Origin of the sequence: Scandinavium sp. (assembly GCF_051650185.1) — a bacterium.
In the GTDB taxonomy this organism is placed as follows: Bacteria; Pseudomonadota; Gammaproteobacteria; order Enterobacterales; family Enterobacteriaceae; genus Scandinavium.
Map to the genome: position 1 here is coordinate 41806 of NZ_JBOFIN010000028.1, position 26418 is coordinate 68223.

A 26418-nucleotide genomic window follows, 5' to 3' on the forward strand; every position below is an offset into this window, starting at 1 on the left:
TCTACCCGTTATCACGGGTATCGCCAAACCGCTGATGATACCAGCGGGGGAATATTTGATCGCGTAAGCTCTGGATTTGCCAGCCTTCCGACGAAAAGTTAACCGTTATTTGCCCCTGATGCGGGGTGTCGAGCCAGTGATAGCCCTGTTTCTGATAACGGCTTTTCACCTTTACAGAGGGCAAATGCCACGCGTTGTAGCGCGCCGCTGAAGCCAGTGCCACCTCGCCTTCCACCCGGCGAATCAGCGCCATCGAAGAGGAAGTAGAACTGCCGTGATGCGGCACCTGAACAAGTGTAGACCGAAGATGCTGCCAGTAATGACTCAACATTGATAATTCTGCTGATGATTCAATATCTCCCGTCAGCAAAACGCTATAGCGGCCGTCGTCAATTTTCACCACGCATGAGTGATTGTTTCCTGTCTCCTGTGTTCCTGCTAAGGGCCATATCACCCTGAACGTAAGTTGCTGCCAGCGCCAGGTCTCACCTCTGAAACAGGGTTGGTGATTTTTCCAGCCTAGAGGGCTTTTTACCCATAGTGCGGGCCAGGTTTTCTGTAGGGTGTCCAGGCCACCGCGATGATCGAGATGTTCGTGGCTAAGGATGATGCCTTCTGGCTGAAGATGGTGCCAGCGCAACCATGGCACGATAAGCTGCTGAGCGCTGTCTCCGCCGGGCCAGGCAAGGCCGGTGTCATACAAAATCGCCTTGCCGTTACGTGCAACGACCATCGACAGCCCTTGCCCGACATCAAGCATCGTCAAAGACCAGTTCCCTGGCGATGGCTTTTTCCAGAAGGGATAAGCAAGAATGACACAGCAGGTCATGCCCAATGCAGGCCAGTTTCGCCACCCGTTGAATCGGTGAAAGACGATGGCAAGCCACGGAAGCAGCACCAGATACTGCCAGCGAGAATCTACTCCCAGCCAGCCATCCGGGAGTTTGTCCAGAAACCAAAATAATAGAGCCAGCAGACGATCGGGCAAGGCCCAGATAAAATCATTCAACGCAGCCAACCCTGTGTGATGGATCAGTATTCCCAACATTAGCAATGGAATCACGCAAAACGTCACCAGAGGAACCGCAACAACATTGGCCGGCACTGAAGTCCAGGACATCCCGTGAAAGCTGATAATTTGTAAAGGCAGCAGAAGCAACATCAGCCCTAGCTGCAAGTGCAGCAGCTTCCAGATCGCATTCACAATTGAGCCACCGCGGACAGGATGACACGGGACCCACTGATACCAGAAAATCAAAGCAGCCACCGCAAATACTGACAGCCAAAGGCTTTGCGACAAAATAGCCAGAGGATCCATCACCAAAATGACGGCGACGCAGCACAGCCAGACCTCCCAGGAGCTCCAGCGCTTTCCGCTACACCGCAGCAGCAACCAACACCCTGCGGCGATCAGCGTACGCTGGGCCGGAGGCTGAAAACCGCTGATCCACGAGTAAAATGCCGCCACGATAAATGCGCCAATCAGTGGCATTCGCCAGTCAATCCAACGACACGGGAGCCCCCATTGAACGCCCCGTACCAAACCCAAACCCAGCATAGCTATCAGCGAAACATGCAGCCCTGAGATTGCCAGCAGATGGGCTGTTCCTGTTTCCTGAAGCAGAGCTTTTACCTCTGCTGATAAGGCAGACCTTTCTCCAACAGCCAGGGCCAGCATCACACTGCGCCAGGGATACTTTTCCAGCCTTTCTGCCAGGGGGGCCACAATGCGTGAACGCAAATTGCATCGCCCGTCGATGAGTTGTGCTGAGGTAAAACGCCCGGTTAATGGCAATCGCTGTGACATGGCATGACGCTGACTATCGAACATTCCGTCATTGAGCTGACCATGAACAGCACGCGCACTCAACGTCATGCGCCAGAGCTGGCCGGCGCAAGGTTTTTCAGGTAATTCCTGCCCATACAATACAATCCCTGGCGTCGACAATTGTTGATGACCATTGATGCGGATTAATTTCGCGACATGCTTCATTGCCCCGTCCGTGCCCGTTATCAATAACTCGACCTGCACAGGCTTACCCGTCAGGGTGTTTGTCGGCATGACCACCAGATGTGCAGATAGGACTCCCCAACAGAAAAACAGAAGCACCAACCCTGCAGCCCTCAGATAGCCACCACGAAAAAAGAAGACAAGACCGATCATCGCTATACCGCTGGTAAGCAGCATTGACGGCAATGCTGGTAGCCATAGCAGTGGACTCATACCGATGATGGTACAAAAGGCTAAAGTAGATAATCGCATCGACACCTCCCTGTGGCAGCACCAGTGTCGCGCCCAGAATTGAGGTTGTCGTCATTAAAAAGAAGGGATTGCGAGGTTCTTTCAGGAGGGATGTGATGAGAGCGAAAGAGATACACTTAATCTGCGAGTAGGCTCGGAAAAAACAAGCGATGTGGTGCGCGCAGAACTCTATCGCAGCCATAAAAAAAGCACCCGCAGGTGCTTTTTTTCGTTCAAGTTACGCGGCGATGCCGCACTAACTCAACCGTAAATATTGGCGCGATCGCGCAGTTCTTTACCCGGCTTAAAGTGCGGAACGTATTTACCTTCCAGCTCAACTTTATCGCCAGTTTTTGGGTTGCGCCCAACACGTGGGGCACGGTAATGCAAAGAGAAGCTGCCGAAACCGCGGATTTCAATGCGCTCGCCTTGGGCCAGCGTAGAGGCCATATGTTCCAGCATCTCTTTCACAGCATCTTCAACCGCTTTCGCAGGGATGTGAGATTGCTGGGTAGCAAGTCTTTCTATGAGCTCTGACTTGGTCATGATTCCTCCGGTTTCCTATAAGGAAAGTGTAAGCAGACAGCTTAAACAAGGGCGGCCGTAGCCGCCCTTTGTCATTGATTACAGGACGAATCCTGCAATCTGTCAAGTGACTCGTAAAGAGTTACTTGATTACTCGCCTTTAGCTGCTTTGAATGCTTCAGCCATAGCGTTAGAGAAGTTGCCTTCTTCCTGTTTGTTGTTAACAGTAGCGATTGCATCTTTCTCGTCAGCTTCGTCTTTAGCACGTACAGACAGGCTGATTGCACGGTTCTTACGGTCAACACCGGTGAATTTAGCTTCAACGTCGTCGCCTACGCTCAGAACCAGAGTTGCATCTTCAACGCGGTCACGGGATGCTTCAGAAGCACGCAGGTAACCTTCAACGCCGTCAGCCAGTTCTACGGTTGCGCCTTTCGCGTCAACTGCAGTCACTTTACCGTTAACGATAGCGCCTTTCTTGTTCAGAGCAACCCAGTTGTTGAACGGATCTTCTGCGAGCTGTTTAACGCCCAGGGAGATACGCTCACGCTCTGCGTCAACCTGCAGAACAACTGCTGCGATTTCGTCGCCTTTCTTGTATTCACGAACTGCTTCTTCGCCTGCAACGTTCCAGGAGATGTCAGACAGGTGAACCAGGCCGTCGATGCCGCCGTCCAGGCCGATGAAGATACCGAAGTCAGTGATAGACTTGATTTTACCTTCAACGCGATCGCCTTTGTTGTGAGTCTCAGCGAACTGCTGCCATGGGTTGTTTTTGCACTGCTTCAGACCCAGGGAGATACGACGACGTTCTTCGTCGATGTCCAGAACCATAACTTCCACTACATCACCCACGTTAACAACTTTGGATGGGTGGATGTTTTTGTTGGTCCAGTCCATTTCGGAAACGTGTACCAGGCCTTCAACGCCTTCTTCGATTTCAACGAAGCAGCCGTAGTCAGTCAGGTTGGTTACACGACCAGTCAGTTTGGTACCTTCTGGGTAACGCTTAGCGATAGCTACCCATGGATCTTCGCCCAACTGCTTCAGACCCAGAGAAACACGGGTACGCTCGCGGTCGAATTTCAGCACTTTAACAGTGATTTCGTCGCCAACGTTCACGATTTCGCTTGGGTGCTTAACGCGTTTCCACGCCATATCAGTGATGTGCAGCAGGCCGTCTACACCGCCCAGATCAACGAATGCACCGTAGTCAGTGAGGTTCTTAACGATACCTTTAACTTCCATGCCTTCCTGCAGGTTTTCCAGCAGTTGATCGCGTTCTGCGCTGTTTTCAGATTCGATAACAGCACGGCGGGAAACAACAACGTTGTTACGCTTCTGGTCCAGCTTGATAACTTTGAACTCGAGCTCTTTGCCTTCGAGGTGCAGAGTATCGCGAACTGGACGCACGTCTACCAGAGAACCTGGCAGGAACGCACGAATGCCGTTCAGCTCAACAGTGAAGCCACCTTTAACTTTGCCGTTGATAACACCGGTAACAGTTTCAGCTTCTTCGTAAGCTTTTTCCAGCGTGATCCATGCTTCGTGACGTTTAGCTTTCTCACGGGACAGCAGAGTTTCACCGAAGCCGTCTTCTACTGCATCCAGAGCAACGTCAACTTCGTCGCCTACCTGGATTTCCAGTTCGCCGGCTGCGTTCTTGAACTGCTCTGCAGGGATTGCAGATTCAGATTTCAGACCCGCATCAACCAGAACAACGTCTTTGTCGATAGAGACAACAACGCCACGAACGATGGAACCCGGGCGGGTTTCGATTTCTTTCAGGGATTCTTCAAACAGTTGAGCAAAAGATTCAGTCATGTTTAATCTTCAAAAGTTAGATTAACGTCCATCTGGCTTCATGCCGGATGGGGTTGTTTTACATACCCGCTCACACTCCGTTGCAGCGGGGGTACTACGAATTTGGAGGCTCGCTGCGATAAAATCAGACAGCAGCCAGTTTTTGGCGCGCGTATTGTAACGCTTTTTCAATCACTTGCTCAATGCTTAATCGTGTGGAATCCAGGACTAAAGCATCGGCAGCCGGAACTAACGGAGCCACCGCACGGTTGCGGTCACGATCATCACGTTCTTTGATCTCGACCAAAAGGCGTTCAAAGTTAACATTAAAGCCCTTCTCCTGCAACTGAAGCATACGGCGCTGCGCACGTTCTTCCGGCGAGGCATCGAGGAATATTTTGACTGGCGCGTCGGTGAAAACGACAGTGCCCATATCACGGCCATCAGCTATCAGACCCGGAGCTTCACGGAATGCGCGCTGACGGCGCAGCAAAGCCTCACGTACGCGAGGGAAGGCTGCGACCTGAGAAGCCGCATTCGCCACTTCCTGGGTACGGATTTCACCGCTGACATCTTCCCCTTCGAGAATCACTTCAAGATTGCCGTCAGTTGACACGAAACGAACATCCAGATGAGCAGCCAATGGGACCAGCGCCTCTTCCGAAGTGACATCAACGTGATGGTGTAACGCCGCCAGGGCCAGCACACGATAAATCGCGCCTGAGTCCAGCAGATGCCACTGCAATGCTTCCGCCATTGCCTTGCACAGAGTGCCTTTCCCGGCACCGCTCGGCCCGTCAATGGTGATTACTGGGGCAATTGCCGTCATCGTTCTCTCCTTTAGTAGAGGCGTCAGGTACATAAACGCCGCGCATTATACGCGCCATTACTGAGAAGCGTTAATACTGCTTTCAAATTACAGACTGTATGAAGGTGAGTGTAGAAGAAATGTTCGTAGGAGAGGATTGGAAGCGTAAGTCTGCGCTACGCCCAAAGGCGCAGCGCTGTCATCGTCAGGCTGGTGTGCTGATTCGGGCTAACTGCTCGAAGTAGTCGGGGAAGGTTTTCGCCGTACATTTCGGATCAAGGATCGTGACAGGGGTGTCTGATAGCGCCACCAGCGAGAAGCACATCGCCATGCGGTGGTCGTTATAGGTGCCAATTTCCGCGAAAGTCAGTTGCGCAGGCGGAGTCACGCGAATGTAGTCTTCGCCCTCTTCCACTTCAGCGCCTACTTTACGAAGTTCGGTCGCCATCGCGAAAAGACGGTCTGTTTCCTTCACACGCCAGTTATAAATGTTGCGAAGCGTGGTGGTGCCTTTCGCAAACAGCGCAGCAGTGGCGATTGTCATTGCAGCATCAGGGATATGGTTCATGTCCATATCAACGGCGTTCAGTTCACCGCGAGTACAGGCAATGAAATCTTCGCCCCAGGTCACCGTGGCGCCCATTTTTTCCAGCACATCGGCAAAACGGATATCACCCTGTACGCTGTTACGGCCAATACCGGTGACTTTGACCGAACCGCCCTTAATGGCAGCAGCGGCCAGGAAGTAGGAGGCAGATGAAGCATCACCTTCAACCAGATAAGCACCTGGAGACTGGTAGTGCTGCCCGCCTTTGACGACAAAGCGCTGATAATTCTGGTTATCAACTTTTACCCCAAACGTGTTCATCAGATGCAGGGTAATGTCGATGTATGGTTTCGACACCAGGTCGCCTTTGATACTGATAACGGTATCCTGCGCGGCCAGTGGCGCCGTCATTAATAACGCTGTCAGGAACTGGCTGGAAACACTGCCATCGACACTGACTTCACCGCCAACGAACCCACCCTGAAGGCGCAGCGGCGGGTAATTCTCTTGCTCCAGATACTCAATCTGCGCACCGCCCTGACGAAGCGCGTCAACGAGATGACCAATTGGGCGCTCTTTCATTCGCGGTTCGCCGGTAAGCACGATATTGTTGCTGCCAAGGCACAATGCGGCAGCCAGTGGACGCATCGCAGTACCCGCATTCCCAAGGAACAATTCCAGTGCTGAAGCAGCCTTAAGCGGGCCACCGTTCCCCACAACTTCACAGCGTGTGCGATCGGCAGAAAGCGTGTACTGAACGCCTAACGCAGTCAGCGCATTGAGCATGTGGCGCACGTCGTCGCTATCCAGCAGGTTGGTGAGCGTAGTGGTGCCATTGGCTAATGCCGCCAGCAGCAAGGCACGGTTAGAGACACTTTTAGAACCAGGTAAATTGATGGTGCCATCCACCCGCGCGATGGGTTGTAACGTCAGGGATTCCATGAAACTTAACTCTCAACAACAGAAAATAAAAAACCCCGCAGTAAGACTACGGGGATGAAAACCGGGCGATCAACCGTGGCGACGTTCGAACTCTTTCATGAAGTCCGTGAGTGCCTGAACGCCTGCAAGCGGCATGGCGTTATAGATAGAAGCGCGCATGCCGCCCACAACACGGTGGCCTTTCAATGAGTGCAAGCCAGCGGCGAACGATTCTTCAAGGAAAAGTTTATCCAGCGCGCTGTCTGCCAGCTGGAAAGGAATGTTCATGCGTGAACGGTTTGAGCTCGCCACATCATTACGGTAGAAATCGCTGTTATCGATGGTGCCATACAGCAGGTCTGCTTTCTGCTGATTAATCTTGTCCATTGCAGCCACACCGCCCTGCTCTTTCAGCCATTTAAATACCAGGCCTGCCAGATACCAGGCAAAAGTTGGCGGGGTGTTGAACATGGAGTCGTTCTCATTGAGAACAGTGTAATCAAGGATCGATGGGCAATCGGTGTGTGCTTTGCCTAGCAGATCTTCACGAACGATCACCAGCGTCAACCCGGCCGGACCGATGTTTTTTTGCGCACCCGCGTAGATAACGCCATAGCGGCTCACATCAATCGGGCTGGAGAGGATCGTTGAAGAGAAATCGGCGGTCACTACCACGTCTTTACCAAAGTTCGGCGTTTCATCAATCGCAATGCCGTCAATAGTTTCGTTCGGGCAGTAATGCAGGTACGCCGCGTTATCGGAAAGCTGCCAGTCGCGCATCGGCTTAACGGCACGCAGGCCATCAACCGTCACTTTGGCATCAATGACGCTCGGTGAGCAGTATTTTTTGGCTTCTTTAACCGCGCTCGCTGCCCAGTAGCCAGCGTCGACATAATCTGCGGTGGTTTTGTCGCCGAGCAGGTTAAGCGGAATGCCAGCAAATTGGCCGCGACCCCCACCGTGACAAAACAGCACTTTATAATTTGAAGGGATATTCAGCAGGTCGCGAAAATCTTTTTCTGCTTCTTCTGCCACCTGGATGAACTCTTTGCCACGATGGCTGATTTCCATTACCGATGTGCCCAGGCCCTGCCAGTTACACAGTTCCTGTTGTGCCAGTTTAAGAACATCCGCCGGAAGCATTGCCGGACCAGAACTAAAATTGAAGACCTGAGTCATTTCCCCTCACCACGCTGTACAAGTTATTAGCCCGCAGGCATAAGTTATTCCTGTGGCTATCGGTTTTACCATTCAGTGACACAGCCCGCAATGGCAAAAACTCACAGCGAAGAAATTGTGGCGAGGTTCACACAACAGAATCTGCCAGGTTGACGACAGAAAGCCGACAATCTGGCTATCAGGTAATGCGCTTCGCCCGGCACGCCTTCGACCATTCCGGGTGCCCACAGCGAGGGCACAGCTGGCGATCTCCAGCCTGCAGATGAAAAATCGCGCTACAGCACGTGCAGGCGTAATCGTTCTCTTCCGGTACCGTTGTAAACCGCTCGAGGAGCTTTCCGGGCAGGATAGACAGCCCAGGTTTTGTCTCTGCGTCGTCGAAATAATAGAGGCTCACCTGGCCATTGGTTTCCATGATAGCCAACCTGACCTGCCCCAGGTGTTCAATGCTGTTCAGCCTGAGCTCCATGAAAAACTCAAATTCAGTCATGTTCTCGGCCCGCAATTTTTCCCAGGCCAGCTCGCCGTTTTCGACAATCACCACAGGTTTGCCTTCCAGCAAGTCTTCCAGTTTTTCACTGTGGGCCATCGCCCACATCACCAACCGATACAAGCCAGCAAGGGTGATGAACACCACGAGGACCGGCAGCATTGGCACATCATCATAAAAAGCGACGTCCCCCGCTGCCGACCCCAAGGTGAGAATAATCAGCACCTCAAACAACGACATTTGCCGCACGCCGCACCGCCCGGTGATTTTTAGGAACAAAAAAACCAGCACAAAGGTATAGAGGCTACGAAGCGCCACTTCGCCAAGAAAATCCACAGGCACTTTGTCCAGCGCCATACGATGCAGATCGAATGCTTGCATTTATATGCCTTAACAGTGAGTTATCTCTGTAAGCGTAGCCGGGCTTTTTATTTTCGCCGCCAGCGCCGGATTGATAGCGAATGACACGCAAAACCCGTATCATTGCGCGCTTTCCGTACGATAAAAGTGACTGTCATGACTCAAACATTTATTCCCGGCAAAGACGCCGCCCTGGAAGACTCCATCGCCCGATTCCAGCAGAAACTGAACGATCTCGGTTTCCAGATTGAAGAGGCTTCCTGGTTAAACCCGGTGCCAAACGTCTGGTCAGTGCATATCCGCGATAAAGAGTGTGCTCTGTGTTTCACCAACGGCAAGGGAGCCACCAAAAAAGCGGCGCTGGCCTCTGCGCTGGGTGAATACTTTGAGCGTCTGTCCACCAACTATTTCTTCGCGGATTTCTGGCTAGGCGAAACCATCGCCAACGGCCCGTTTGTCCACTATCCGAATGAAAAGTGGTTCCCGCTGACTGACGATGACGAAGTGCCAGAAGGCCTGCTGGATCCTCGTCTGCGCGCGTTCTACGATCCTGACGATCAACTGACTGCCAGCCTGCTGGTTGATCTGCAGTCCGGTAATGACGATCGCGGCGTTTGCGGCCTGCCGTTTACTCGTCAGTCTGATGGCGAAACCATTTATATTCCGATGAATATCGTGGGCAACCTGTACGTGTCTAATGGGATGTCCGCTGGTAACACGGCGAACGAAGCCCGTGTTCAGGGTCTGTCAGAAGTTTTTGAACGTCATATCAAGAACCGCATCATTGCGGAAAGCATCAGCCTGCCAGAGATCCCGGCTGAAGTGATGGCACGTTACCCGGGCGTCGTGGAATCCATCGCTAAGCTTGAAGCAGAAGGCTTCCCTATTTTTGCCTACGACGGTTCACTTGGCGGCAAATACCCTGTTATCTGCGTGGTCCTGTTCAACCCGGCAAACGGCACCTGCTTCGCCTCTTTCGGCGCGCATCCTGATTTTGGCGTAGCGCTGGAACGTACCGTGACAGAACTGCTGCAGGGCCGTGGCCTGAAAGATCTCGACGTCTTCACCCCACCTACCTTCGATGACGAAGAAGTGGCTGAACACGCGAACCTGGAAACCCACTTCATTGACTCCAGCGGTCTGATATCCTGGGATATGTTCAAACAGGATGCCGATTATCCGTTTGTTGACTGGAATTTCTCCGGCACCACCGAAGAAGAATTCGCCACCCTGATGGCTATTTTCAAGGCAGAAGATAAAGAAGTTTATATTGCCGACTACGAACACCTGAGTGTTTACGCTTGCCGTATTCTGGTGCCGGGCATGTCTGATATTTATCCAGCCGAAGACTTGTGGCTGGCAAATAACAACATGGGCAGCCATCTGCGTGAAACCCTTCTTTCTCTTCCAGGCAGCGAGTGGGATAAAGAAGATTACCTGGCCCTTATCGAACAAATGGACGATGAAGGTCTGGACGACTTCACCCGCGTCCGTGAACTGCTGGGCATGGCGACCGGTAAAGACAATGGCTGGTATACCCTGCGCGTTGGTGAGCTGAAAGCGATGCTTGCGCTGGCCGGTGGCGACCTGGAACAAGCCCTGATTTGGACTGAATGGACCATGGAATTCAATGCGTCGGTGTTCAGCGCTGAGCGAGCTAACTACTACCGTTGCCTGCAAACCCTGCTGCTGCTGTCACAGGAAGAAGAGCGTCAGCCTCTGCAGTACCTGAACGCCTTTGTTCGTATGTACGGCGCAGAGGCGGTTGAAGCTGCCAGTGCGGCCCTCAGCGGCGAAGAAGCTTTCTACGGTCTGCAGCCAGTTGACAGCGATCTGGAAGCTTTCCCGGCGCACCAGAGCCTGTTAAAAGCTTACGAGAAGCTGCAACGAGCAAAAGCTAACTTCTGGTCTGCCCAGAAGTAAAACCACAATAAATTTATGGCGAAATTATTCGCCTGCGCTATATTACGGGGCCACAAAGTGTGGCCCCGTTTTTATTTTCCCCGGTGTCAACTTTATTTTGTAATAATAAAGTTAATTATGCGTAAACACTATTATTAGTAGCTTACCCGCAATGTTAATTTTAATGCATATTACTCCATTTTAATTAACCGTTAAAAAGGGGGTTGCTGAAAAAATTCAACTCTATTTGCAATTTTTAAAATTTATTTTTATTTTGATAATCAGAAAGTTACGCCGCATTCGTTGAAAAACCACGCGTTCTGCGGGCCTATAAGCCAGGCGAGATATGATCTATATCAATTTCTCTTCTATAATGCTTTGTTAGTATCTCGTCGCCGACTTAATAAAGAGAGAGTTAGTGTGAAAGCTGACAACCCTTTTGATCTTTTACTCCCAGCTGAGATGGCCAAAGTGGCCGAAGAAGCGGGTGTCTATAAAGCAACGAAACAACCGCTTAAAACCTTTTTCCTGGCGATTACTGCGGGTGTCTTCATCTCCATTGCCTTCGTCTTCTACATCACGTCCACGACCGGCACTGCGGGAATGCCGTTTGGTATTGCCAAGCTGATTGGCGGTATCTGCTTCTCACTAGGCCTTATCCTGTGTGTGATTTGCGGCGCAGACCTTTTCACCTCCACGGTGCTTATCGTGGTCGCAAAAGCAAGTGGCAAAATCACCTGGCTTCAACTGGCGAAGAACTGGTTCAACGTCTATGTTGGCAACCTGGTAGGCTGCCTGCTCTTTGTTTTGCTGATGTGGCTTTCGGGCGAATATATGACCGCCAACGGTGGCTGGGGACTCAACGTCCTGCAAACCGCTGACCACAAAATGCATCATACGTTTATTGAGGCCGTCTGCCTCGGTATCCTGGCAAACCTGATGGTCTGTCTCGCTGTGTGGATGAGCTACTCTGGCCGCAGCCTGATGGATAAAGCCATGATCATGGTTCTGCCTGTCGCGATGTTCGTCGCCAGCGGCTTCGAACACAGCATTGCGAACATGTTTATGATCCCAATGGGTATCGTGGTTCGCAACTTCGCCAGCCCGGAATTCTGGACCGCTGTTGGGTCTTCTCCGGACAATTTCTCTCACCTGACTGTCATGAACTTCATCACTGATAACCTGATTCCGGTCACGATCGGGAACATTATTGGCGGTGGTCTGCTGGTTGGGTTGACGTACTGGGTCATTTACCTGCGTGGCAACGATCAGCACTAAGGGTTGTTTCAGGCAGTAAATAAGAAATCCACTTAAGAAGGTAGGTGTTACATGTCCGAACTTAATGAAAAGTTAGCCACAGCCTGGGAAGGTTTTGCCAAAGGTGACTGGCAGAAAGAAGTCAACGTCCGTGACTTCATCCAGAAAAACTACACCCCGTACGAAGGCGATGAATCCTTCCTGGCTGGTGCTACTGACGCGACCACCACCCTGTGGGATAACGTCATGGAAGGCGTAAAACTGGAAAACCGCACTCACGCGCCAGTTGATTTCGACACTTCCGTTGCTTCTACCATCACTTCTCACGACGCTGGCTACATCAACAAAGCGCTCGAGAAAATCGTTGGTCTGCAAACTGAAAAACCACTGAAACGTGCGATCATCCCGTTCGGTGGTATCAAAATGGTTGAGGGTTCCTGCAAAGCGTACGATCGCGAGCTGGACCCAATGCTGAAAAAAATCTTCACTGAATATCGTAAAACCCACAACCAGGGCGTTTTCGATGTTTACACCAAAGACATTCTGAACTGCCGTAAATCCGGTGTTCTGACTGGTCTGCCAGATGCTTACGGCCGTGGTCGTATCATCGGTGACTACCGTCGCGTTGCGCTGTACGGTATCGACTTCCTGATGAAAGACAAATACGCCCAGTTCGTTTCCCTGCAGTCTGACCTGGAAAACGGCGTAAACCTGGAAGCGACTATCCGTCTGCGTGAAGAAATCTCCGAGCAGTATCGTGCTCTGGGTCAAATCAAAGAAATGGCAGCAAAATACGGCTGTGATATCTCTGGCCCAGCGACTAACGCTCAGGAAGCCATTCAGTGGACTTACTTCGGCTACCTGGCCGCTGTTAAATCTCAGAACGGTGCAGCAATGTCCTTCGGTCGCGTATCCACCTTCCTGGATGCGTACATCGAACGTGACCTGAAAGCAGGCAAAATCACCGAGCAAGACGCTCAGGAAATGATTGACCACCTGGTCATGAAACTGCGTATGGTTCGCTTCCTGCGTACCCCAGAATACGATGAGCTGTTCTCCGGTGACCCAATCTGGGCAACCGAATCCATCGGTGGTATGGGTGTTGACGGCCGTACTCTGGTCTCTAAAAGCAGCTTCCGCTTCCTGAACACCCTGTACACCATGGGTCCTTCTCCGGAGCCTAACATCACCGTTCTGTGGTCTGAAAAACTGCCTCTGAACTTCAAGAAATTCGCCGCTAAAGTGTCTATCGATACCTCTTCTCTGCAGTATGAGAACGATGACCTGATGCGTCCGGACTTCAACAACGACGACTACGCTATCGCTTGCTGCGTAAGCCCAATGGTTGTTGGTAAGCAAATGCAGTTCTTCGGTGCTCGTGCAAACCTCGCGAAAACCATGCTGTACGCTATCAACGGCGGCGTTGATGAAAAACTGAAAATGCAGGTTGGTCCTAAGTCTGAACCAATCAAAGGTGACGTACTGAACTTTGACGAAGTCATGGATCGTATGGATCACTTCATGGACTGGCTGGCTAAACAGTACGTCACTGCACTGAACGTGATTCACTACATGCACGACAAGTACAGCTACGAAGCCTCTCTGATGGCGCTGCATGACCGTGACGTGGTTCGCACCATGGCATGTGGTATCGCAGGTCTGTCTGTTGCTGCTGACTCCCTGTCTGCAATCAAATATGCGAAAGTGAAACCGATTCGTGACGAAGACGGTCTGGCTGTTGACTTCGAAATCGAAGGCGAATACCCGCAGTTTGGTAACAACGATTCTCGCGTAGATGACATGGCAGTTGACCTGGTAGAACGTTTCATGAAGAAAATTCAGAAACTCACTACCTACCGCAACGCTATCCCGACTCAGTCTGTTCTGACCATTACCTCTAACGTGGTTTATGGTAAGAAAACCGGTAACACCCCAGACGGTCGTCGTGCTGGCGCGCCATTCGGCCCAGGTGCTAACCCAATGCACGGTCGTGACCAGAAAGGTGCTGTTGCCTCTCTGACTTCCGTTGCTAAACTGCCGTTCGCTTACGCTAAAGATGGTATCTCTTACACCTTCTCTATCGTTCCGAATGCACTGGGTAAAGACGACGAAGTGCGTAAAACCAACCTGGCAGGTCTGATGGATGGTTACTTCCACCACGAAGCAACTATCGAAGGCGGTCAGCACCTGAACGTCAACGTCATGAACCGTGAAATGCTGCTCGATGCGATGGAACATCCGGAAAAATATCCGCAGCTGACCATCCGCGTTTCTGGTTACGCAGTACGTTTTAACTCCCTGACGAAAGAACAGCAGCAGGACGTTATCACTCGTACCTTCACTCAGACCATGTAAGTGGTTTTGACTGAAAACACGTTGTAAAAAGCGTACAATAAAGGCTCCACGCAAGTGGGGCCTTTTTAACAACTCCTCTCCAACCCTAGCCTGCTTTGCCAGCCATCTATACTTCGACTATCGGGTATTGGGTTTCTGTCAAAACAGACTTAACACAGCCGGTTTTGAGCTGTGCATACACTGGCCCCGGATGGGCCGTATCTGGAGAAAACACCGCAATGTCTGCAATTGGTCGCATCCACTCCTTTGAATCCTGTGGCACCGTCGATGGCCCGGGTATCCGCTTTATTACCTTCTTCCAGGGCTGCCTGATGCGCTGCCTTTACTGCCATAACCGCGATACCTGGGACACTCACGGCGGCAAAGAGGTCACTGTCGAAGAACTGATGAAAGAGGTGGTGACCTATCGCCACTTTATGAATGCGTCCGGTGGCGGCGTCACGGCATCTGGCGGTGAGGCCATCCTTCAGGCTGAATTTGTCCGCGACTGGTTCCGCGCCTGCCGCAAAGAAGGCATTCACACCTGTCTGGATACCAACGGTTTTGTCCGTCGCTATGACCCGGTGATTGACGAACTGCTGGAAGTGACTGACCTGGTGATGCTCGACCTCAAGCAGATGAATGACGAAATTCACCAGAATCTTGTCGGCGTGTCGAATCACCGTACTCTGGAATTCTGCCGCTACCTGGCGAACAAAAATATTAACGTCTGGATCCGCTACGTGGTCGTGCCGGGCTGGTCTGACGACGACGACTCCGCACACCGTCTTGGCGAATTTACCCGCGATATGGGTAACGTCGAGAAAATCGAACTCCTGCCCTACCACGAGCTGGGTAAACACAAATGGGTGGCGATGGGCGAAGAGTACAAACTCGATGGCGTGCACCCGCCGAAGAAAGAGACCATGGAGCGCGTGAAAGGCATTCTGGAGCAGTATGGTCATAAAGTGATGTACTAACTTCCCTGCGGTATACAGCCTCTCAGGAGGCTGTTTTCACCCCTCTTCCTCCATCGCATTCAGAAGCAACGCCAGTACCGGCGCACCGATCATTCCCGGCTTCCATAGCGCCACCAGCGGGTGCGTCAATCCTTTTGCGCCCATTTCAGTGTCTACTCGCTCTACACCACTGAGTCGCTCTGCGGCAAAATGCTCAGGCAAGAAAGCCCAACCGCTTCCCTGTTGAAGCAAACCTTTCAGTAACGCGATTTCATTCACGTTAATGAGCCGATCCGCTATCTGTAACCGCCCTGCCAGCGAAGGTGAAAGATCGCGAAACGGCATAAGCTGAGGTTGCGAAGCCAGATGCAGCAAGGGAACAGGTTGTTTTGGGAAGTAGCCTTTTTTGGCATAAACAGCCAACGAGACACTGCTCACCGCCCGCCAGTGAAGATGATCGTTTACAGAACGGTTGATGGCCTGAAAAAGGCCGATATCTGCACTTCCTTCATCAAGCCAGCGTTCGGCCTGGGCACGCTCGCAGGCAATCATACTGAGCTGAATTTGTTGTGCTTCTAGCTGATTGGCAAGACGCAGTAATAGCGCTCTGGGCGTGAACAAGTCATAACACAGCGTGAGCTGGGTTTTGATGTTGTCAGGGATTTGCTTTGCGACGCGAGAAAAGGCTTCTGCCTCATGCAAAAAGAGTCTGGCCTGCCGGTAAAGTAACTGTCCCTGCGGCGTCTGGGTTAAAGGACGTGTGGCACGATCAAACAGTTTGTAGCCCAGATCGAGCTCCAGATATTCCAGCAGCTCGCTGACCGTTGTACGGTCCTTGTTAAGCCTCTTAGCCGCCTTTGTCAGCGTGCCACTCTCGCAAACACAGGCGAAAGCTTCTATCTGGGCAAGGGTAAAACGCAACAACTCCATTGTTAATTCTCGTCCTCCCTTATGACATAAAGTATTCAGACAGCTTATTTGCCACGCTCTCGATAGAGAAAATGCTTTTTTGCTGTGATTTACGGCAGGCTGCGTAACGTTCATCCTGCTCTTCCAGCGCGAGCAACAGCCGATCAGCAACCATCATTGATCCAGCCACTTCGGCAAAGCCAAACTCACCTTCTCCTTTCAGGGCAACCGCGGCCTGAAGATTTCGGTTGGAAAGGCGGGCCAGCGGGGTAAATGTCCCGCGCGTAATCGACAAAATGTCGACTCCCTGATGCTTTGCCTGCGCCAGCATTTGCAAAAGATCGGCTGAGGCCTGCTCGGTATGCACCACGATAATGCCCGTTTTCTGCTCGGTACTGTACAGAGGTGCCGTGGCCGGATAAAAGCGATCGACAAAGCTGGCCGCTTTACCCATACGCAGCAGGTTCATCTGTAAAAACAAGGCTACTGGCACTGCGGTACCAACAGCATACAACGCAACCTGATCCAATTGATTGAGCCAGGCTGCCGCGCTCTGTAGCTCTTTGCTGTCAATAATGGCGTTGCTGTCGCGAATACTGGACATCACCGCTGATATTTCCTCCTGGCTACCATCATCTGGACGTGCTGCACCCTGCTCCATCGCCAGCGCAGTGCGGAAATCTGAAAAGCCCTTAAACCCAAACGCACGGCAAAACCGCGTAATACTGCCTTCGCTGGTTTCAATAGAATCCGCCAGTTCTGAGATGGTATGTCGCATCACATAATCGGGATTTTCTGTAATGAAATGGCCTACCCGTTCCAGTATCGGGCTGAGACTGGAAGAACCGTTTCTTATGTTTATCAGCAAGTTAACATCAGAATAACTCATTTTTAGCCTTTTTGCACAAAATGCAAGCAACGTCACATCATTATTCACTCTGCAAAGATAATAATTATTTTCCAAACTCAATTAAACAAAAATAATTATTTTCACAACGCAGGAGAACACTCTATGAAAGGTCTTATCGTCTGTCGTACCGGCATGGGCAGCTCGCTGATGCTGAAAATCAAAGCCCAAAAGATTATCGATAAACACGGTTGGGACATTGAGCTTGAGCATGACGTCCTCTCCGGGCTCAACACCTGGCGAGACATCGATTTTGTTCTGACCATGCGTGACCTGACTGACGAGATCGAAGCCGCAGGGTTTAACGCCATCGGCATCACCGATCTGATGAACAGTGATGAAATGGAAGCCGCGCTGACAAGCGTCGTTCAACCACACTAATTCCCCAAGGAGAAAATATGGAACTCCTCAGGTTTATTGTATTCGACATTCTCGGTGTAACCCCACTTTTAGTTGGTTTTATTGCGCTTATAGGCCTACTGATTCAACGCAAGCCAATCGAAAAAGTACTCTCCGGTACGTTTAAAACCATTGTCGGCTTTCTGGTTTTTGCCGGTGGTGTCGGGCTCGCGGTGACTTCACTTGGCAACTTCCAGACGTTATTCAGTCAGGGATTTGGGCTAAAAGGGGTCATGCCGCTGGCCGAAGCATTGACCGGCCTGGCACAAACTAAATTTGCCATGTGTGTCTCGCTTATCATGGTCATCGGATTTGGCTGGAACTTGTTGTTTGCCCGTATTACCCCGTTTAAGTATATCTTCCTGACCGGGCAACATAATCTCTATCTCTCTGCCCTGCTGACCGTCACCTTAAAAGCCCTTGGCTACAGCGACGTGGTTACCATCATTACCGGGTCAATCCTCCTGGGGCTAGCGGCCTGTATCTATCCGGCGATTGCTCAGCCCTGGATGCGCAAGATAACCGGCAATGATGAGATTGCGATGGGGCATTATGTGACGCTTGCCTATGCGGCATCCGGTTGGATTGGCTCGAAGGTGGGCAACCCTAAGGATTCAACGGAAAAGCTGAACCTTCCCGGCTGGCTTGGGATCTTCAAAGACTACATTGTCTCAGTCTCGATTTCGGTCAGCATCTTCTATTACATTGCGGCGCTCGCTGCAGGTAAAACAGCCGTGACTGCGGCGGCCGGCGGCATGCACTGGCTGGTGTATCCGCTGTTCCAGTCTCTGACATTTACAGCATCACTCTACATCATCATTACCGGCGTGCGTTTGCTGCTCTCAGAAATTGTCCCGGCATTTCTCGGTATCTCAGAACGCTTCATTCCAAACGCCAAACCGGCTCTCGATTGCCCGGTGGTCTTTCCTTATGCCCCAACGGCTACTGTGCTTGGATTCATCTCGTCTTTTATTGGCGGCCTGGTGGTGATGGGTGTACTGGCGATGATTGGCCAGACGGTAATTATCCCTGTGGCTATCCCCTACTTCTTTATTGGTGCCACCGCGGCGGTGTTCGGTAACGCCTCTGGCGGCTGGAAAGGTGCCATTGCGGGCAGTTTTGTAACAGGAGTTTTAATCGGCATTGGCCCGGCGCTTATCTACCCCATCATGGAGTCTGTAGGCCTCTCAGGCACCAGCTTCCCGGAAACAGACTTTGTCGCCCTCGGCCTCGTTGTGTACTACATCGGCAAAATGCTGCCGTAATCAGGAGTGGCTATGACTATCGATCAACTTAAAGAGCATGCGCTGGCGGCACGACGCGATATCGTCAGCATGATTTATGAATCGGGTATCGGGCATCCGGGCGGTGCGCTCTCCATCGTGGAGATCCTGACCTGGCTTTATCACCGTGAAATCGATCTCAATACCGCTCCCCGTGCACGAGTGGTGATGAGCAAAGGCCATGCCATTGCGGCGCAATATGCGCTGTTGTATCAGTTGGGGAAAATCAGGCGCGAGGAATTCAAGACTTTTCGACAGATTGATTCGCGCCTGCAAGGCCATCCCAGCATCAAGTCGCTGCCAGAAGTCGATGCGACAACCGGCCTGCTTGGACAAGGGTTATCTGTCGCGCTGGGCATGGCAGCGGCGAAAAAGCTCGCGGGGGATCCGCATCGCGTCTTTGCCATTCTTGGCGATGGTGAAATGCATGAAGGGCAAATCTGGGAATCTCTGCAACAGGCAGGTCATATGAAAATGGACAATCTGGTGGCGATTATCGATTACAACGGCTTCTCCTCCCATGACCCGGTCAATAGTGTGATTAACCTTGAGCCGCTGGCAGACAAAATTCGTTGCTTTGGCTGGCACGTGCTTGAACTTCACAACGGTAACGATATGCACCAGGTTGCAGACACGCTGATGCTTTCTCGTCACCTTAAAGGTAAACCTGTCGCGATTGTGGCCCATACCACCAAAGGGTGCGGTGTCAGCTACATGGAGAACAACGGCGACTGGCATTCCAAAACCCCGACCACAGAACAGTACCAGCAGGCGATGGAGGAACTGCAATGATGAAAGCTCCGCGTGATGAAATCGGCCATGCGCTGATAAGCCTCAAAAACCAAGGCTATCCCGTCGTGGTTATCGACAGCGATCTGGCAAGCTCAACCAGAACCGATCAGTTTCAGGCCGAATTTCCAGGATCCTTCTTTGAGATGGGTATCGCTGAAGGCTCAGCTATGAGCTTTGCCGTCGGACAGGCACTGGAAGGCAATATCGCTTTTTACGTCAATTTCGCGATGTTCGTCACTGGCACGGCCTGGACACAACTACGCCAGGCCTGTTACGCCAAAGCGAACATCAAACTGGTCGGTAGTCATCCTGGCATGGACGACGGCCCCGATGGTGCATCGCATCATGCCCTGGAAGATTTGGCGTTAACCCGCGTATTGCCGGGTATTACCATTCTTACACCGGCGGATGCCGAAGAGGTGGAAGCAGCCTTCGAACAAGCAGCCAACATCAAAGGGCCTGTGTATATCCGTGTCGCCCGAGAACCGATGCCTGTCAGGGACAAATCCCTGGTTCCCCGGGTCACGGATATCGCCGCCGTTCGCGACAACGGCAATGAGTTTGCCATTTTTTACGAAGGCACCGTGCTGGAACAGGCCTGCGAAGGTTTTGAGCAGCTGGAGGCCAGCGGTCGACACGGCAAACTTGTCCATGTTGCCTGCCTCAAGCCTTTCAACCGCGAGGCTTTTGTACAGCTCGTCAGCGAGTGCCCGCTTATCGCAACGCTTGAGAATCACACCATTAACGGCGGGCTGGGAGGACAGATTGCCGAGGCCATTGCCGAAGCCGGGCTCGGCGCAAAGCTTCTCCGGCTGGGCACCAGGGACACCTTCACGGAATCCGGTAACAGTCGGCAGTTGAAGGCAAAATATGGCATCAGCGGAGAAGCGTTGTTCAAAGCGGTAAGCGAGGCCTGAATGACATCATTTGCCTTTAGTGCCGTGCAGTTTGTGGAGACCTGTCCGAGCTGGAAACAGGCTGTGCGTCTGGCCTGCCAGCCCCTGGAGAAGCAGGGTCTGATTAGTCAGGCGTATGCGCAGGCTATCATTGCATCAACAGAAGAAAATGGCCCCTGGTACATCCTCACGCCGGGATTTGCCATGCCGCACGCTCGGCCTGAAGAAGGTGTGTTAAGCCACGAAACGCATCTGTCGCTGCTGCGCATTCGCGGGAACGTGATGTTCGAAGGCCATGATGCGGTAGGCTTGCTTATCTTGCTGGCGGCAGGCAACGGGGCCGATCATCTGGCGAAAATCCAGCAGCTGACACAGTGGCTGGATGAGGAGCAACGTCTGGAGAAACTGCTGGCCGTCAACAACGAACAAGCCTTACTTCACGCAATTCATTAGGGAGATTCCGGCCTGACGACTCAGGCCGGAGATGCCTCAGGCGTGTGCCACTGGCGTCGGGTGATGCCCGGCTTTACGCAACAGCATCAGCAGATAGATGAAGGCGACGCTGGCAATCATCACGAACAGCAGATTATCAGAGAAGTTTTGCATCAGCATCGAGGTGAACGTCGGGCCTAACAGGCTGCCAATGGTATAACTCAACAGCAGGGCCTGGTTCATCGCGACCAGCTGGTGATGCTCGACTTTCTCACACGCCCAGGCCATCGCTACCGGATAAAGAGTAAAACCTGCGGCACCAAGGATAAACAAAGTAGGCGCCATTGTCGCACCGCTCAGCATTGCAAGGCTACCCAGAATGACCACGAACACTTGCACCCGAAGTACCAGCAAACGGCCATAACGATCGGCCAGGCGGCCAATCGGCCACTGCCCCACAATCCCTGCACTCACCATCACCGCCATCCAGAAGCCAATGCCGGAATCACTGTAACCCTGATGGTTCAGCCACAGCGGCATCAGGCCGTACAATGAGCCCAGAGCAATACCGGATACAATGCAGCCATTCACGCCTAAACGAGCCTGTCGAAGCTTCAGCATCGGCCAAACTTGCGTTGGGGCCTCATGCTCGCTTTGATTGTTCATGATGCGGGTAAACAACAGTGGCAGGATCGCCGCCAGCACCATGCCAGTGACCCACGGCAGGACGCTCATTAAATCCGTTGGCAATTTGCTGACCATCAATTGCCCCAGCACGGTGCCCACGTAATAGACCATCATGTAAGCCGCCAGCAGACGCCCACGATTGCGGGACGTGCCGCTACACATCAGCGCACTTTCCACCACCACCCAAATCATGGCGCAGCCGATACCGGCCAGGAATCGCCAGCTCATCCAGCTGACAAAACCGATGCTGAAGCCAAGCCCTACGCACCCCAGAGCAAAGAGCAATGATGCTGCGTAATAGCTGCGATTGAAGCCAAAGCGCTTAATTAAGCGTCCACAAAGTAACGTGCCAACCAGGTTGCCCGTGAAATAGGACGAACTGACCATTCCGACTTGCCAGGTGGGCAGATGATCGTGAGCCAGCCACAGTGGCACCAGCGTATTAAGCACCGCGATAGCCAGAGTCAGCAAAAGTAAGCCACAGAGCAATAAAAGCACTGGGCGGGAATACGTGGACATGAGTAAAAAAACCGTGAGGATGATCAGAATTCGAGCGCATCATGCCACCCTTTGCAGCAAAGTCAATCGGCGCGAAGCCAGTGCTGATGCGGCTTTCAGATGAACAATTGAAGTTTTTTATTCAGCGCAGCGGCAATGGAATTTATTTTTAAATTATTCCATTGTTTTTATTAAGAAAGGAGAAAAACAGCGGCTTATTTTCAGTTGAAAAATTTCATGGAAAGAAAGCATTTTTATTGCACCGGGCCGTTGCAGCCCGGCACAATAATTTGCGTTAACTGGCGACAGCCATACCCACCGTCATATGCAGACCGTAGAACACGCCGCGACCAATCAGCTCACCGACCACAACAAGAATAAAGGCTACGCTCAGCAGCGGTACCGCTGGCAAACGCCCTTTCACCTGTGGCGCTATCCAGCACACCAGCGCCAGCGCGAGAATGACCAGACGCCAGGCCATCAACGAGCCGTAGGCGGGTACTAAAGCCGAAGCCTGTTGAATCGAGCTGTGGATCGTCGCCAGCTCGCTGCCCTGCATCACCACCACAATAGCGCTGACCAACAGCCCTGCCAGAGAGATAGCCGGGAGCAGACGCATCGCCCAACCTTCAACCCCGGCAACACGCAGCAGCAGGTAACCCAGCAGCGGCCCACCGATAAAGAGAGTCAGGAAGAAGCTCATTGGCGTCCAGACGCTGTACCAGGTTGGTACGGTATCGATGGTGTTATACACGCGTACCATCATCCACACGAACACCACGCCCAGCACCATCGTCAGTACCAGCCAGACGTTACGCAGCGCCTGAGGAAGCTTGTTGATAACGGCAAGCAACCAGCCGATACCGCCCACCGCAAAGAACACGGAACCGCTGGCAATCTCATTACTCAGAGAAGACGCACCAATGCGGTTCAGAGAGTTAAACGCACGCAGCGGTGAGCCAAGGTGCAGGATTGAAGCGATAAAGCCAACTCCCATCAATACCCACAGACCAAACATCGTCAGTACGACCAGACGCTGCTGCTCACGAGAGAGCCCGCCTTTAATAAGCGCCAGCGCCAGAACAATAAAACCGCCAGCCACGCACTGCCCGAGGACCGTGAAGATCATCAGCGGCCATTCATGCCATCCACTTCCCATCTTAAACCTCCTTCGGGTTTGCCAGGTAGCCGGTGGTATCTCCCGTCGGGCGGCTGTTGGCGTTTGGTTTGATTACGATACTTGGTTTGGTGAAGTGCGCAGACGGCAACGGCGCGACCGCCGCTAACTGACCATGCTTTTTACGCAGCTCTTCAATTGGGCCGAAGTCCAGAGCACGCAGTGGGCAAGACTCAACGCAAATCGGCTTTTTGCCGTCCGCAACGCGGTCATGACAGCCGTCGCACTTGGTCATGTGACCTTTGGCTTCGTTATACTGCGGTGCACCGTACGGGCACGCCATATGACAGTAGCGGCAGCCAATGCAGACATCTTCATTCACCACCACGAAACCATCTTCGCGCTTATGCATCGCGCCGCTCGGGCAGACCTTAGTACAGGCCGGATCTTCGCAATGGTTACAGGCGATGGAGAGATAGTAGGCAAATACGTTCTGATGCCAGGTGCCGTTGTCTTCCTGCCAGTCGCCACCGGCATATTCGTAAATACGACGGAAGCTGACATCGGGCGTCAGGTTTTTGTAGTCTTTACAAGCCAGCTCGCAGGTTTTGCAACCGGTGCAGCGACTGGAATCAATAAAAAATCCATACTGAGTGGTCATCGGTTACTCCTTACGCTTTTTCGACCTGGACGAGGTTAGTGTGCGACGGGTTGCCCTTCGCTAATGGCGATGGACGCTGTGTCGTCAGCACGTTGATACAACCGGCTTGATCGATACCTTTCGCATCCGGCGCATACCAGGCACCCTCACCTAACGCCACCACACCCGGCATCATGCGCGGAGTGACTTTCGCTTCAATGTGTACTTCGCCACGGCCGTTGAAAATTTTCACGCGGTCGCCATTGCTGATACCACGCTGTTTTGCGTCCATTGGGTTAATCCACATTTCCTGACGGCAGGAAGCTTTGAGCACATCAACGTTGCCGTAGGTGGAGTGCGCACGCGCCTTGTAGTGGAAACCGGTCAACTGCAACGGATACTGTTTGGTCAACGGGTCGTTATAGTTTTCGAAACCAGGATCGTAGATAGGCAGTGGATCGATAACATCGCCCTGTGCCAGCTCCCAGGTAGCCGCAATTTTGGCCAACTCAGCAGAGTAAATCTCGATTTTCCCTGATGGCGTGGTTAATGGGTTAGCCGTCGGGTTTTCACGGAATGCTTTGTAAGCCACATGATGCCCTTCCGGATCACGCTGCTTGAACATGCCCTGCTGACGGAATTCGTCAAAGGAAGGGAGCTCCGGGATAGCCTTACGGGACTGCTCATACAGATGACGCATCCACTCTTCCTGAGTACGACCTTCTGTGAACTTCTGCTCTACGCCCATGCGTTTCGCCAGTTCGGTGGTCATCTCATAGATGGTTTTGCATTCGAAGCGCGGTTTAATCGCTTGATCGGCAAAAATCACGTACGACATGTTTCCGCACGAGGCATCCAGCGCGAAGTCCATCTGCTCGGAAGCCGTGCAGTCAGGCAGGATGATATCGGCGTATTTCGCAGAGGAAGTCATGTGGCAATCCACCACTACAATCAGCTCGCACTTCTTTTCATCCTGCAGGATGTCGTGGGTGCGATTGATATCCGAGTGCTGGTTGATAATGCAGTTACCCGCATAGTTCCAGACCATCTTAATCGGCACATCAAGTTTGTCTTTGCCCTGCACACCATCACGCAATGCGGTCATTTCTGTGCCGCGTTCAATCGCATCTGTCCACATAAACATGGAGATGCTGGTCTGGACCGGGTTATCCAGTGTCGGCATACGTTCAAACGGCAAATCGTAGGAGCCTTCACGAGCCCCTGAGTTACCGCCGTTGATGCCAACGTTACCGGTGAGGATTGAGAGCATGGCAATCGCGCGGGAAACCAGTTCGCCGTTCGCATGACGCTGCGGACCCCAACCCTGGCTGATAAAGGCCGGTTTGGCGGTGCCGATTTCACGAGCCAACTGAACAATACGCGTGACGGGAATGCCGGTGATCGCGGAAGCCCACTCAGGCGTTTTAGCAATACCATCATTGCCCTGGCCCAGAATGTAAGCTTTATAGTGACCGTTGGCCGGCGCACCCTCAGGCATGGTTTTCTCATCGTAGCCAACGCAGTACTTATCGAGGAATGGCTGATCAACGAGATTTTCGTTAATCATCACCCACGCCAGCGCGGAGATCAGCGCTGCATCAGTGCCCGGGCGAATGGGGATCCACTCATCTTCACGACCAGCGCCAGTGTCGGTGTAGCGCGGATCGATGATGATCATTCTGGCATTGGATTTTTCACGTGCTTGCTCGAGGTAGTAAGTTACCCCACCGCCGCTCATACGTGTTTCGCCTGGGTTGTTACCAAACAGCACCACAAGCTTACTGTTTTCGATATCTGACGGACTGTTACCGTCAGCCCAACCGCCGTAGGTGTAGTTCAGACCCATCGCAATCTGCGCGGTAGAGTAGTCACCATAATGGTTCAGATAGCCGCCACAGCAGTTCATCAGGCGCGCAATCAGCGTTTTTCCTGGTGGCCAGGAACGCGTCATGGTGCCACCAAGGGTGCCGGTGCCATAGTTCAGATAAATGGATTCGTTGCCGTAATCTTTAATCAGGCGCTGCATGTTGTTGGCAATGGTGTCATACGCCTCTTCCCAGCTGATGCGCTCGAATTTACCTTCCCCGCGCTTACCTACACGCTTCATCGGGTATTTCAGGCGATCCGGGTTGTAGACGCGACGACGCATAGAACGCCCACGTAAACAGGCACGAACCTGGTGCAAACCATCGAAGTTGTCGTCACCGGTGTTGTCCGTTTCGACGTATTTTATTTCACCGTCCACGACGTGCATACGCAGCGGGCAACGGCTACCGCAGTTGACCGTACAGGCACTCCAGATAACTTTCTCTGCAACACCTGCGGGGGCGATAGCCTCAGCCGCATTAGCAATTCGTGTAAATGGTAATGTGAAGGCGCTGCTGGCCATGGCCAGCCCACCTATCGCCGAGGTCTTCATCAAACCTCGGCGGCTGACTTCTGCGCTCAGCAAAGCGTCGGGGGCTTTAATTTTCATGGATACTCACTTCATTGCTCATTGAAATGAATCATTCGCTATATAGACATGCATA

General features: G+C 52.4%; 22 protein-coding genes. 9 read left to right on the top strand and 13 right to left on the bottom strand.

Features of this window, described 5'->3' with window-relative positions; genetic code table 11:
- Nucleotide 1 precedes the first annotated feature (1 nt).
- The 7 genes from ACRCWW_RS03735 to ACRCWW_RS03765 form a co-directional block, all read right to left on the bottom strand.
- Nucleotides 2-2263 carry a ComEC family protein gene (locus tag ACRCWW_RS03735; RefSeq protein ID WP_438681197.1) on the bottom strand — a complete coding sequence of 754 codons (2262 nt, stop codon included), beginning with the start codon at nt 2261-2263 and terminating at the stop codon, nt 2-4.
- A 240-nt stretch (nt 2264-2503) separates the two neighbouring features.
- Nucleotides 2504-2788: an integration host factor subunit beta gene (gene ihfB, locus ACRCWW_RS03740; RefSeq protein ID WP_154158149.1), complete on the bottom strand. Its 285-nt coding sequence runs from the start codon at nt 2786-2788 to the stop codon at nt 2504-2506.
- A 129-nt stretch (nt 2789-2917) separates the two neighbouring features.
- Nucleotides 2918-4591 (bottom strand): 30S ribosomal protein S1, encoded by a 1674-nt coding sequence (gene rpsA / locus ACRCWW_RS03745; protein ID WP_438681198.1) that lies wholly within the window; start codon nt 4589-4591, stop codon nt 2918-2920.
- 124 nt (nt 4592-4715) lie between these two features.
- Nucleotides 4716-5399: a (d)CMP kinase gene (cmk, locus tag ACRCWW_RS03750; RefSeq protein WP_438681199.1), complete on the bottom strand. Its 684-nt coding sequence runs from the start codon at nt 5397-5399 to the stop codon at nt 4716-4718.
- A gap of 184 nt (nt 5400-5583) precedes the next feature.
- Nucleotides 5584-6867 (bottom strand): 3-phosphoshikimate 1-carboxyvinyltransferase, encoded by a 1284-nt coding sequence (gene aroA, locus ACRCWW_RS03755; RefSeq protein ID WP_438681200.1) that lies wholly within the window; start codon nt 6865-6867, stop codon nt 5584-5586.
- 69 nt (nt 6868-6936) lie between these two features.
- Nucleotides 6937-8025, bottom strand: coding sequence for a 3-phosphoserine/phosphohydroxythreonine transaminase (gene serC / locus ACRCWW_RS03760; RefSeq protein ID WP_438681201.1), 1089 nt, complete (start codon nt 8023-8025; stop codon nt 6937-6939).
- 178 nt (nt 8026-8203) lie between these two features.
- Nucleotides 8204-8896, bottom strand: a complete 693-nt coding sequence (locus tag ACRCWW_RS03765; RefSeq protein ID WP_438681202.1) for a DUF421 domain-containing protein — start codon at nt 8894-8896, stop codon at nt 8204-8206.
- A gap of 135 nt (nt 8897-9031) precedes the next feature.
- On the opposite strand from ACRCWW_RS03765, the gene ycaO reads away from it, so the two are divergent.
- The 4 genes from ycaO (at nt 9032) to pflA (ending at nt 15348) form a co-directional block, all read left to right on the top strand.
- Entirely contained in the window at nt 9032-10798 is a 1767-nt protein-coding gene (gene ycaO / locus ACRCWW_RS03770) for a 30S ribosomal protein S12 methylthiotransferase accessory factor YcaO (RefSeq protein WP_438681203.1), read from the top strand.
- Between the two features lie 399 nt (nt 10799-11197).
- On the top strand, nt 11198-12055 hold the full coding sequence (gene focA / locus ACRCWW_RS03775; protein WP_438681204.1) for a formate transporter FocA: 858 nt from the start codon (nt 11198-11200) through the stop codon (nt 12053-12055).
- A 51-nt stretch (nt 12056-12106) separates the two neighbouring features.
- The gene (gene pflB, locus ACRCWW_RS03780; protein ID WP_438681205.1) at nt 12107-14389 is read left to right on the top strand and encodes a formate C-acetyltransferase; all 2283 of its coding nucleotides are present in this window, start codon (nt 12107-12109) and stop codon (nt 14387-14389) included.
- A 218-nt stretch (nt 14390-14607) separates the two neighbouring features.
- Nucleotides 14608-15348: a pyruvate formate lyase 1-activating protein gene (pflA, locus tag ACRCWW_RS03785; protein ID WP_438681206.1), complete on the top strand. Its 741-nt coding sequence runs from the start codon at nt 14608-14610 to the stop codon at nt 15346-15348.
- 36 nt (nt 15349-15384) lie between these two features.
- Here pflA and ACRCWW_RS03790 read toward each other — a convergent pair whose 3' ends face one another.
- Both ACRCWW_RS03790 and ACRCWW_RS03795 read right to left on the bottom strand, forming a co-directional pair.
- Nucleotides 15385-16257 carry a LysR family transcriptional regulator gene (locus ACRCWW_RS03790; protein WP_438681207.1) on the bottom strand — a complete coding sequence of 291 codons (873 nt, stop codon included), beginning with the start codon at nt 16255-16257 and terminating at the stop codon, nt 15385-15387.
- Between the two features lie 19 nt (nt 16258-16276).
- The gene (locus ACRCWW_RS03795) at nt 16277-17125 is read right to left on the bottom strand and encodes a MurR/RpiR family transcriptional regulator (protein ID WP_438681302.1); all 849 of its coding nucleotides are present in this window, start codon (nt 17123-17125) and stop codon (nt 16277-16279) included.
- Nucleotides 17126-17248: 123 nt separating this feature from the next.
- Between ACRCWW_RS03795 and ACRCWW_RS03800 the strand changes: the two genes are divergently transcribed.
- The 5 genes from ACRCWW_RS03800 to ACRCWW_RS03820 are packed head-to-tail and all read left to right on the top strand — an operon-like array spanning nt 17249 to nt 20966.
- Complete coding sequence (locus ACRCWW_RS03800; RefSeq protein WP_438681208.1) at nt 17249-17524, top strand: PTS sugar transporter subunit IIB; 276 nt, start codon at nt 17249-17251, stop codon at nt 17522-17524.
- A 17-nt stretch (nt 17525-17541) separates the two neighbouring features.
- Entirely contained in the window at nt 17542-18807 is a 1266-nt protein-coding gene (locus ACRCWW_RS03805; RefSeq protein WP_438681209.1) for a PTS ascorbate transporter subunit IIC, read from the top strand.
- Between the two features lie 12 nt (nt 18808-18819).
- Nucleotides 18820-19617: a transketolase gene (locus ACRCWW_RS03810; protein ID WP_438681210.1), complete on the top strand. Its 798-nt coding sequence runs from the start codon at nt 18820-18822 to the stop codon at nt 19615-19617.
- Nucleotides 19617-20534: a transketolase family protein gene (locus ACRCWW_RS03815; RefSeq protein WP_438681303.1), complete on the top strand. Its 918-nt coding sequence runs from the start codon at nt 19617-19619 to the stop codon at nt 20532-20534. Before ACRCWW_RS03810 ends, ACRCWW_RS03815 begins: the two co-directional genes overlap by 1 nt.
- Nucleotides 20535-20966: a PTS sugar transporter subunit IIA gene (locus ACRCWW_RS03820; RefSeq protein WP_438681211.1), complete on the top strand. Its 432-nt coding sequence runs from the start codon at nt 20535-20537 to the stop codon at nt 20964-20966.
- Between the two features lie 36 nt (nt 20967-21002).
- Here ACRCWW_RS03820 and ACRCWW_RS03825 read toward each other — a convergent pair whose 3' ends face one another.
- The 4 genes from ACRCWW_RS03825 to dmsA all read right to left on the bottom strand — a co-directional run bounded on the left by ACRCWW_RS03825 (nt 21003) and on the right by dmsA (nt 26363).
- Entirely contained in the window at nt 21003-22151 is a 1149-nt protein-coding gene (locus ACRCWW_RS03825) for an MFS transporter (RefSeq protein WP_438681212.1), read from the bottom strand.
- 274 nt (nt 22152-22425) lie between these two features.
- Entirely contained in the window at nt 22426-23289 is an 864-nt protein-coding gene (locus ACRCWW_RS03830) for a dimethyl sulfoxide reductase anchor subunit family protein (protein WP_438681213.1), read from the bottom strand.
- A 1-nt stretch (nt 23290) separates the two neighbouring features.
- On the bottom strand, nt 23291-23908 hold the full coding sequence (locus tag ACRCWW_RS03835; protein WP_404656965.1) for a DMSO/selenate family reductase complex B subunit: 618 nt from the start codon (nt 23906-23908) through the stop codon (nt 23291-23293).
- Between the two features lie 10 nt (nt 23909-23918).
- The gene (gene dmsA, locus ACRCWW_RS03840; protein WP_438681214.1) at nt 23919-26363 is read right to left on the bottom strand and encodes a dimethylsulfoxide reductase subunit A; all 2445 of its coding nucleotides are present in this window, start codon (nt 26361-26363) and stop codon (nt 23919-23921) included.
- Nucleotides 26364-26418 lie beyond the last annotated feature (55 nt).

What these genes read in the sequence shown, in the direction of transcription:
- ACRCWW_RS03735 (WP_438681197.1), bottom strand. Translation starts at nt 2,263, where the DNA reads ATGCGATTATCTACTTTAGCCTTTTGTACCATCATCGGTATGAGTCCA.
- cmk (WP_438681199.1), bottom strand. Translation starts at nt 5,399, where the DNA reads ATGACGGCAATTGCCCCAGTAATCACCATTGACGGGCCGAGCGGTGCC.
- pflB (WP_438681205.1), top strand. Translation starts at nt 12,107, where the DNA reads ATGTCCGAACTTAATGAAAAGTTAGCCACAGCCTGGGAAGGTTTTGCC.
- ycaO (WP_438681203.1), top strand. Translation starts at nt 9,032, where the DNA reads ATGACTCAAACATTTATTCCCGGCAAAGACGCCGCCCTGGAAGACTCC.
- aroA (WP_438681200.1), bottom strand. Translation starts at nt 6,867, where the DNA reads ATGGAATCCCTGACGTTACAACCCATCGCGCGGGTGGATGGCACCATC.
- dmsA (WP_438681214.1), bottom strand. Translation starts at nt 26,363, where the DNA reads ATGAAAATTAAAGCCCCCGACGCTTTGCTGAGCGCAGAAGTCAGCCGC.
- ACRCWW_RS03830 (WP_438681213.1), bottom strand. Translation starts at nt 23,289, where the DNA reads ATGGGAAGTGGATGGCATGAATGGCCGCTGATGATCTTCACGGTCCTC.
- ACRCWW_RS03795 (WP_438681302.1), bottom strand. Translation starts at nt 17,125, where the DNA reads ATGAGTTATTCTGATGTTAACTTGCTGATAAACATAAGAAACGGTTCT.
- ACRCWW_RS03835 (WP_404656965.1), bottom strand. Translation starts at nt 23,908, where the DNA reads ATGACCACTCAGTATGGATTTTTTATTGATTCCAGTCGCTGCACCGGT.
- ACRCWW_RS03820 (WP_438681211.1), top strand. Translation starts at nt 20,535, where the DNA reads ATGACATCATTTGCCTTTAGTGCCGTGCAGTTTGTGGAGACCTGTCCG.
- ACRCWW_RS03805 (WP_438681209.1), top strand. Translation starts at nt 17,542, where the DNA reads ATGGAACTCCTCAGGTTTATTGTATTCGACATTCTCGGTGTAACCCCA.
- ACRCWW_RS03765 (WP_438681202.1), bottom strand. Translation starts at nt 8,896, where the DNA reads ATGCAAGCATTCGATCTGCATCGTATGGCGCTGGACAAAGTGCCTGTG.
- pflA (WP_438681206.1), top strand. Translation starts at nt 14,608, where the DNA reads ATGTCTGCAATTGGTCGCATCCACTCCTTTGAATCCTGTGGCACCGTC.
- ACRCWW_RS03800 (WP_438681208.1), top strand. Translation starts at nt 17,249, where the DNA reads ATGAAAGGTCTTATCGTCTGTCGTACCGGCATGGGCAGCTCGCTGATG.
- serC (WP_438681201.1), bottom strand. Translation starts at nt 8,025, where the DNA reads ATGACTCAGGTCTTCAATTTTAGTTCTGGTCCGGCAATGCTTCCGGCG.
- ihfB (WP_154158149.1), bottom strand. Translation starts at nt 2,788, where the DNA reads ATGACCAAGTCAGAGCTCATAGAAAGACTTGCTACCCAGCAATCTCAC.
- ACRCWW_RS03825 (WP_438681212.1), bottom strand. Translation starts at nt 22,151, where the DNA reads ATGTCCACGTATTCCCGCCCAGTGCTTTTATTGCTCTGTGGCTTACTT.
- rpsA (WP_438681198.1), bottom strand. Translation starts at nt 4,591, where the DNA reads ATGACTGAATCTTTTGCTCAACTGTTTGAAGAATCCCTGAAAGAAATC.
- ACRCWW_RS03810 (WP_438681210.1), top strand. Translation starts at nt 18,820, where the DNA reads ATGACTATCGATCAACTTAAAGAGCATGCGCTGGCGGCACGACGCGAT.
- ACRCWW_RS03815 (WP_438681303.1), top strand. Translation starts at nt 19,617, where the DNA reads ATGAAAGCTCCGCGTGATGAAATCGGCCATGCGCTGATAAGCCTCAAA.
- ACRCWW_RS03790 (WP_438681207.1), bottom strand. Translation starts at nt 16,257, where the DNA reads ATGGAGTTGTTGCGTTTTACCCTTGCCCAGATAGAAGCTTTCGCCTGT.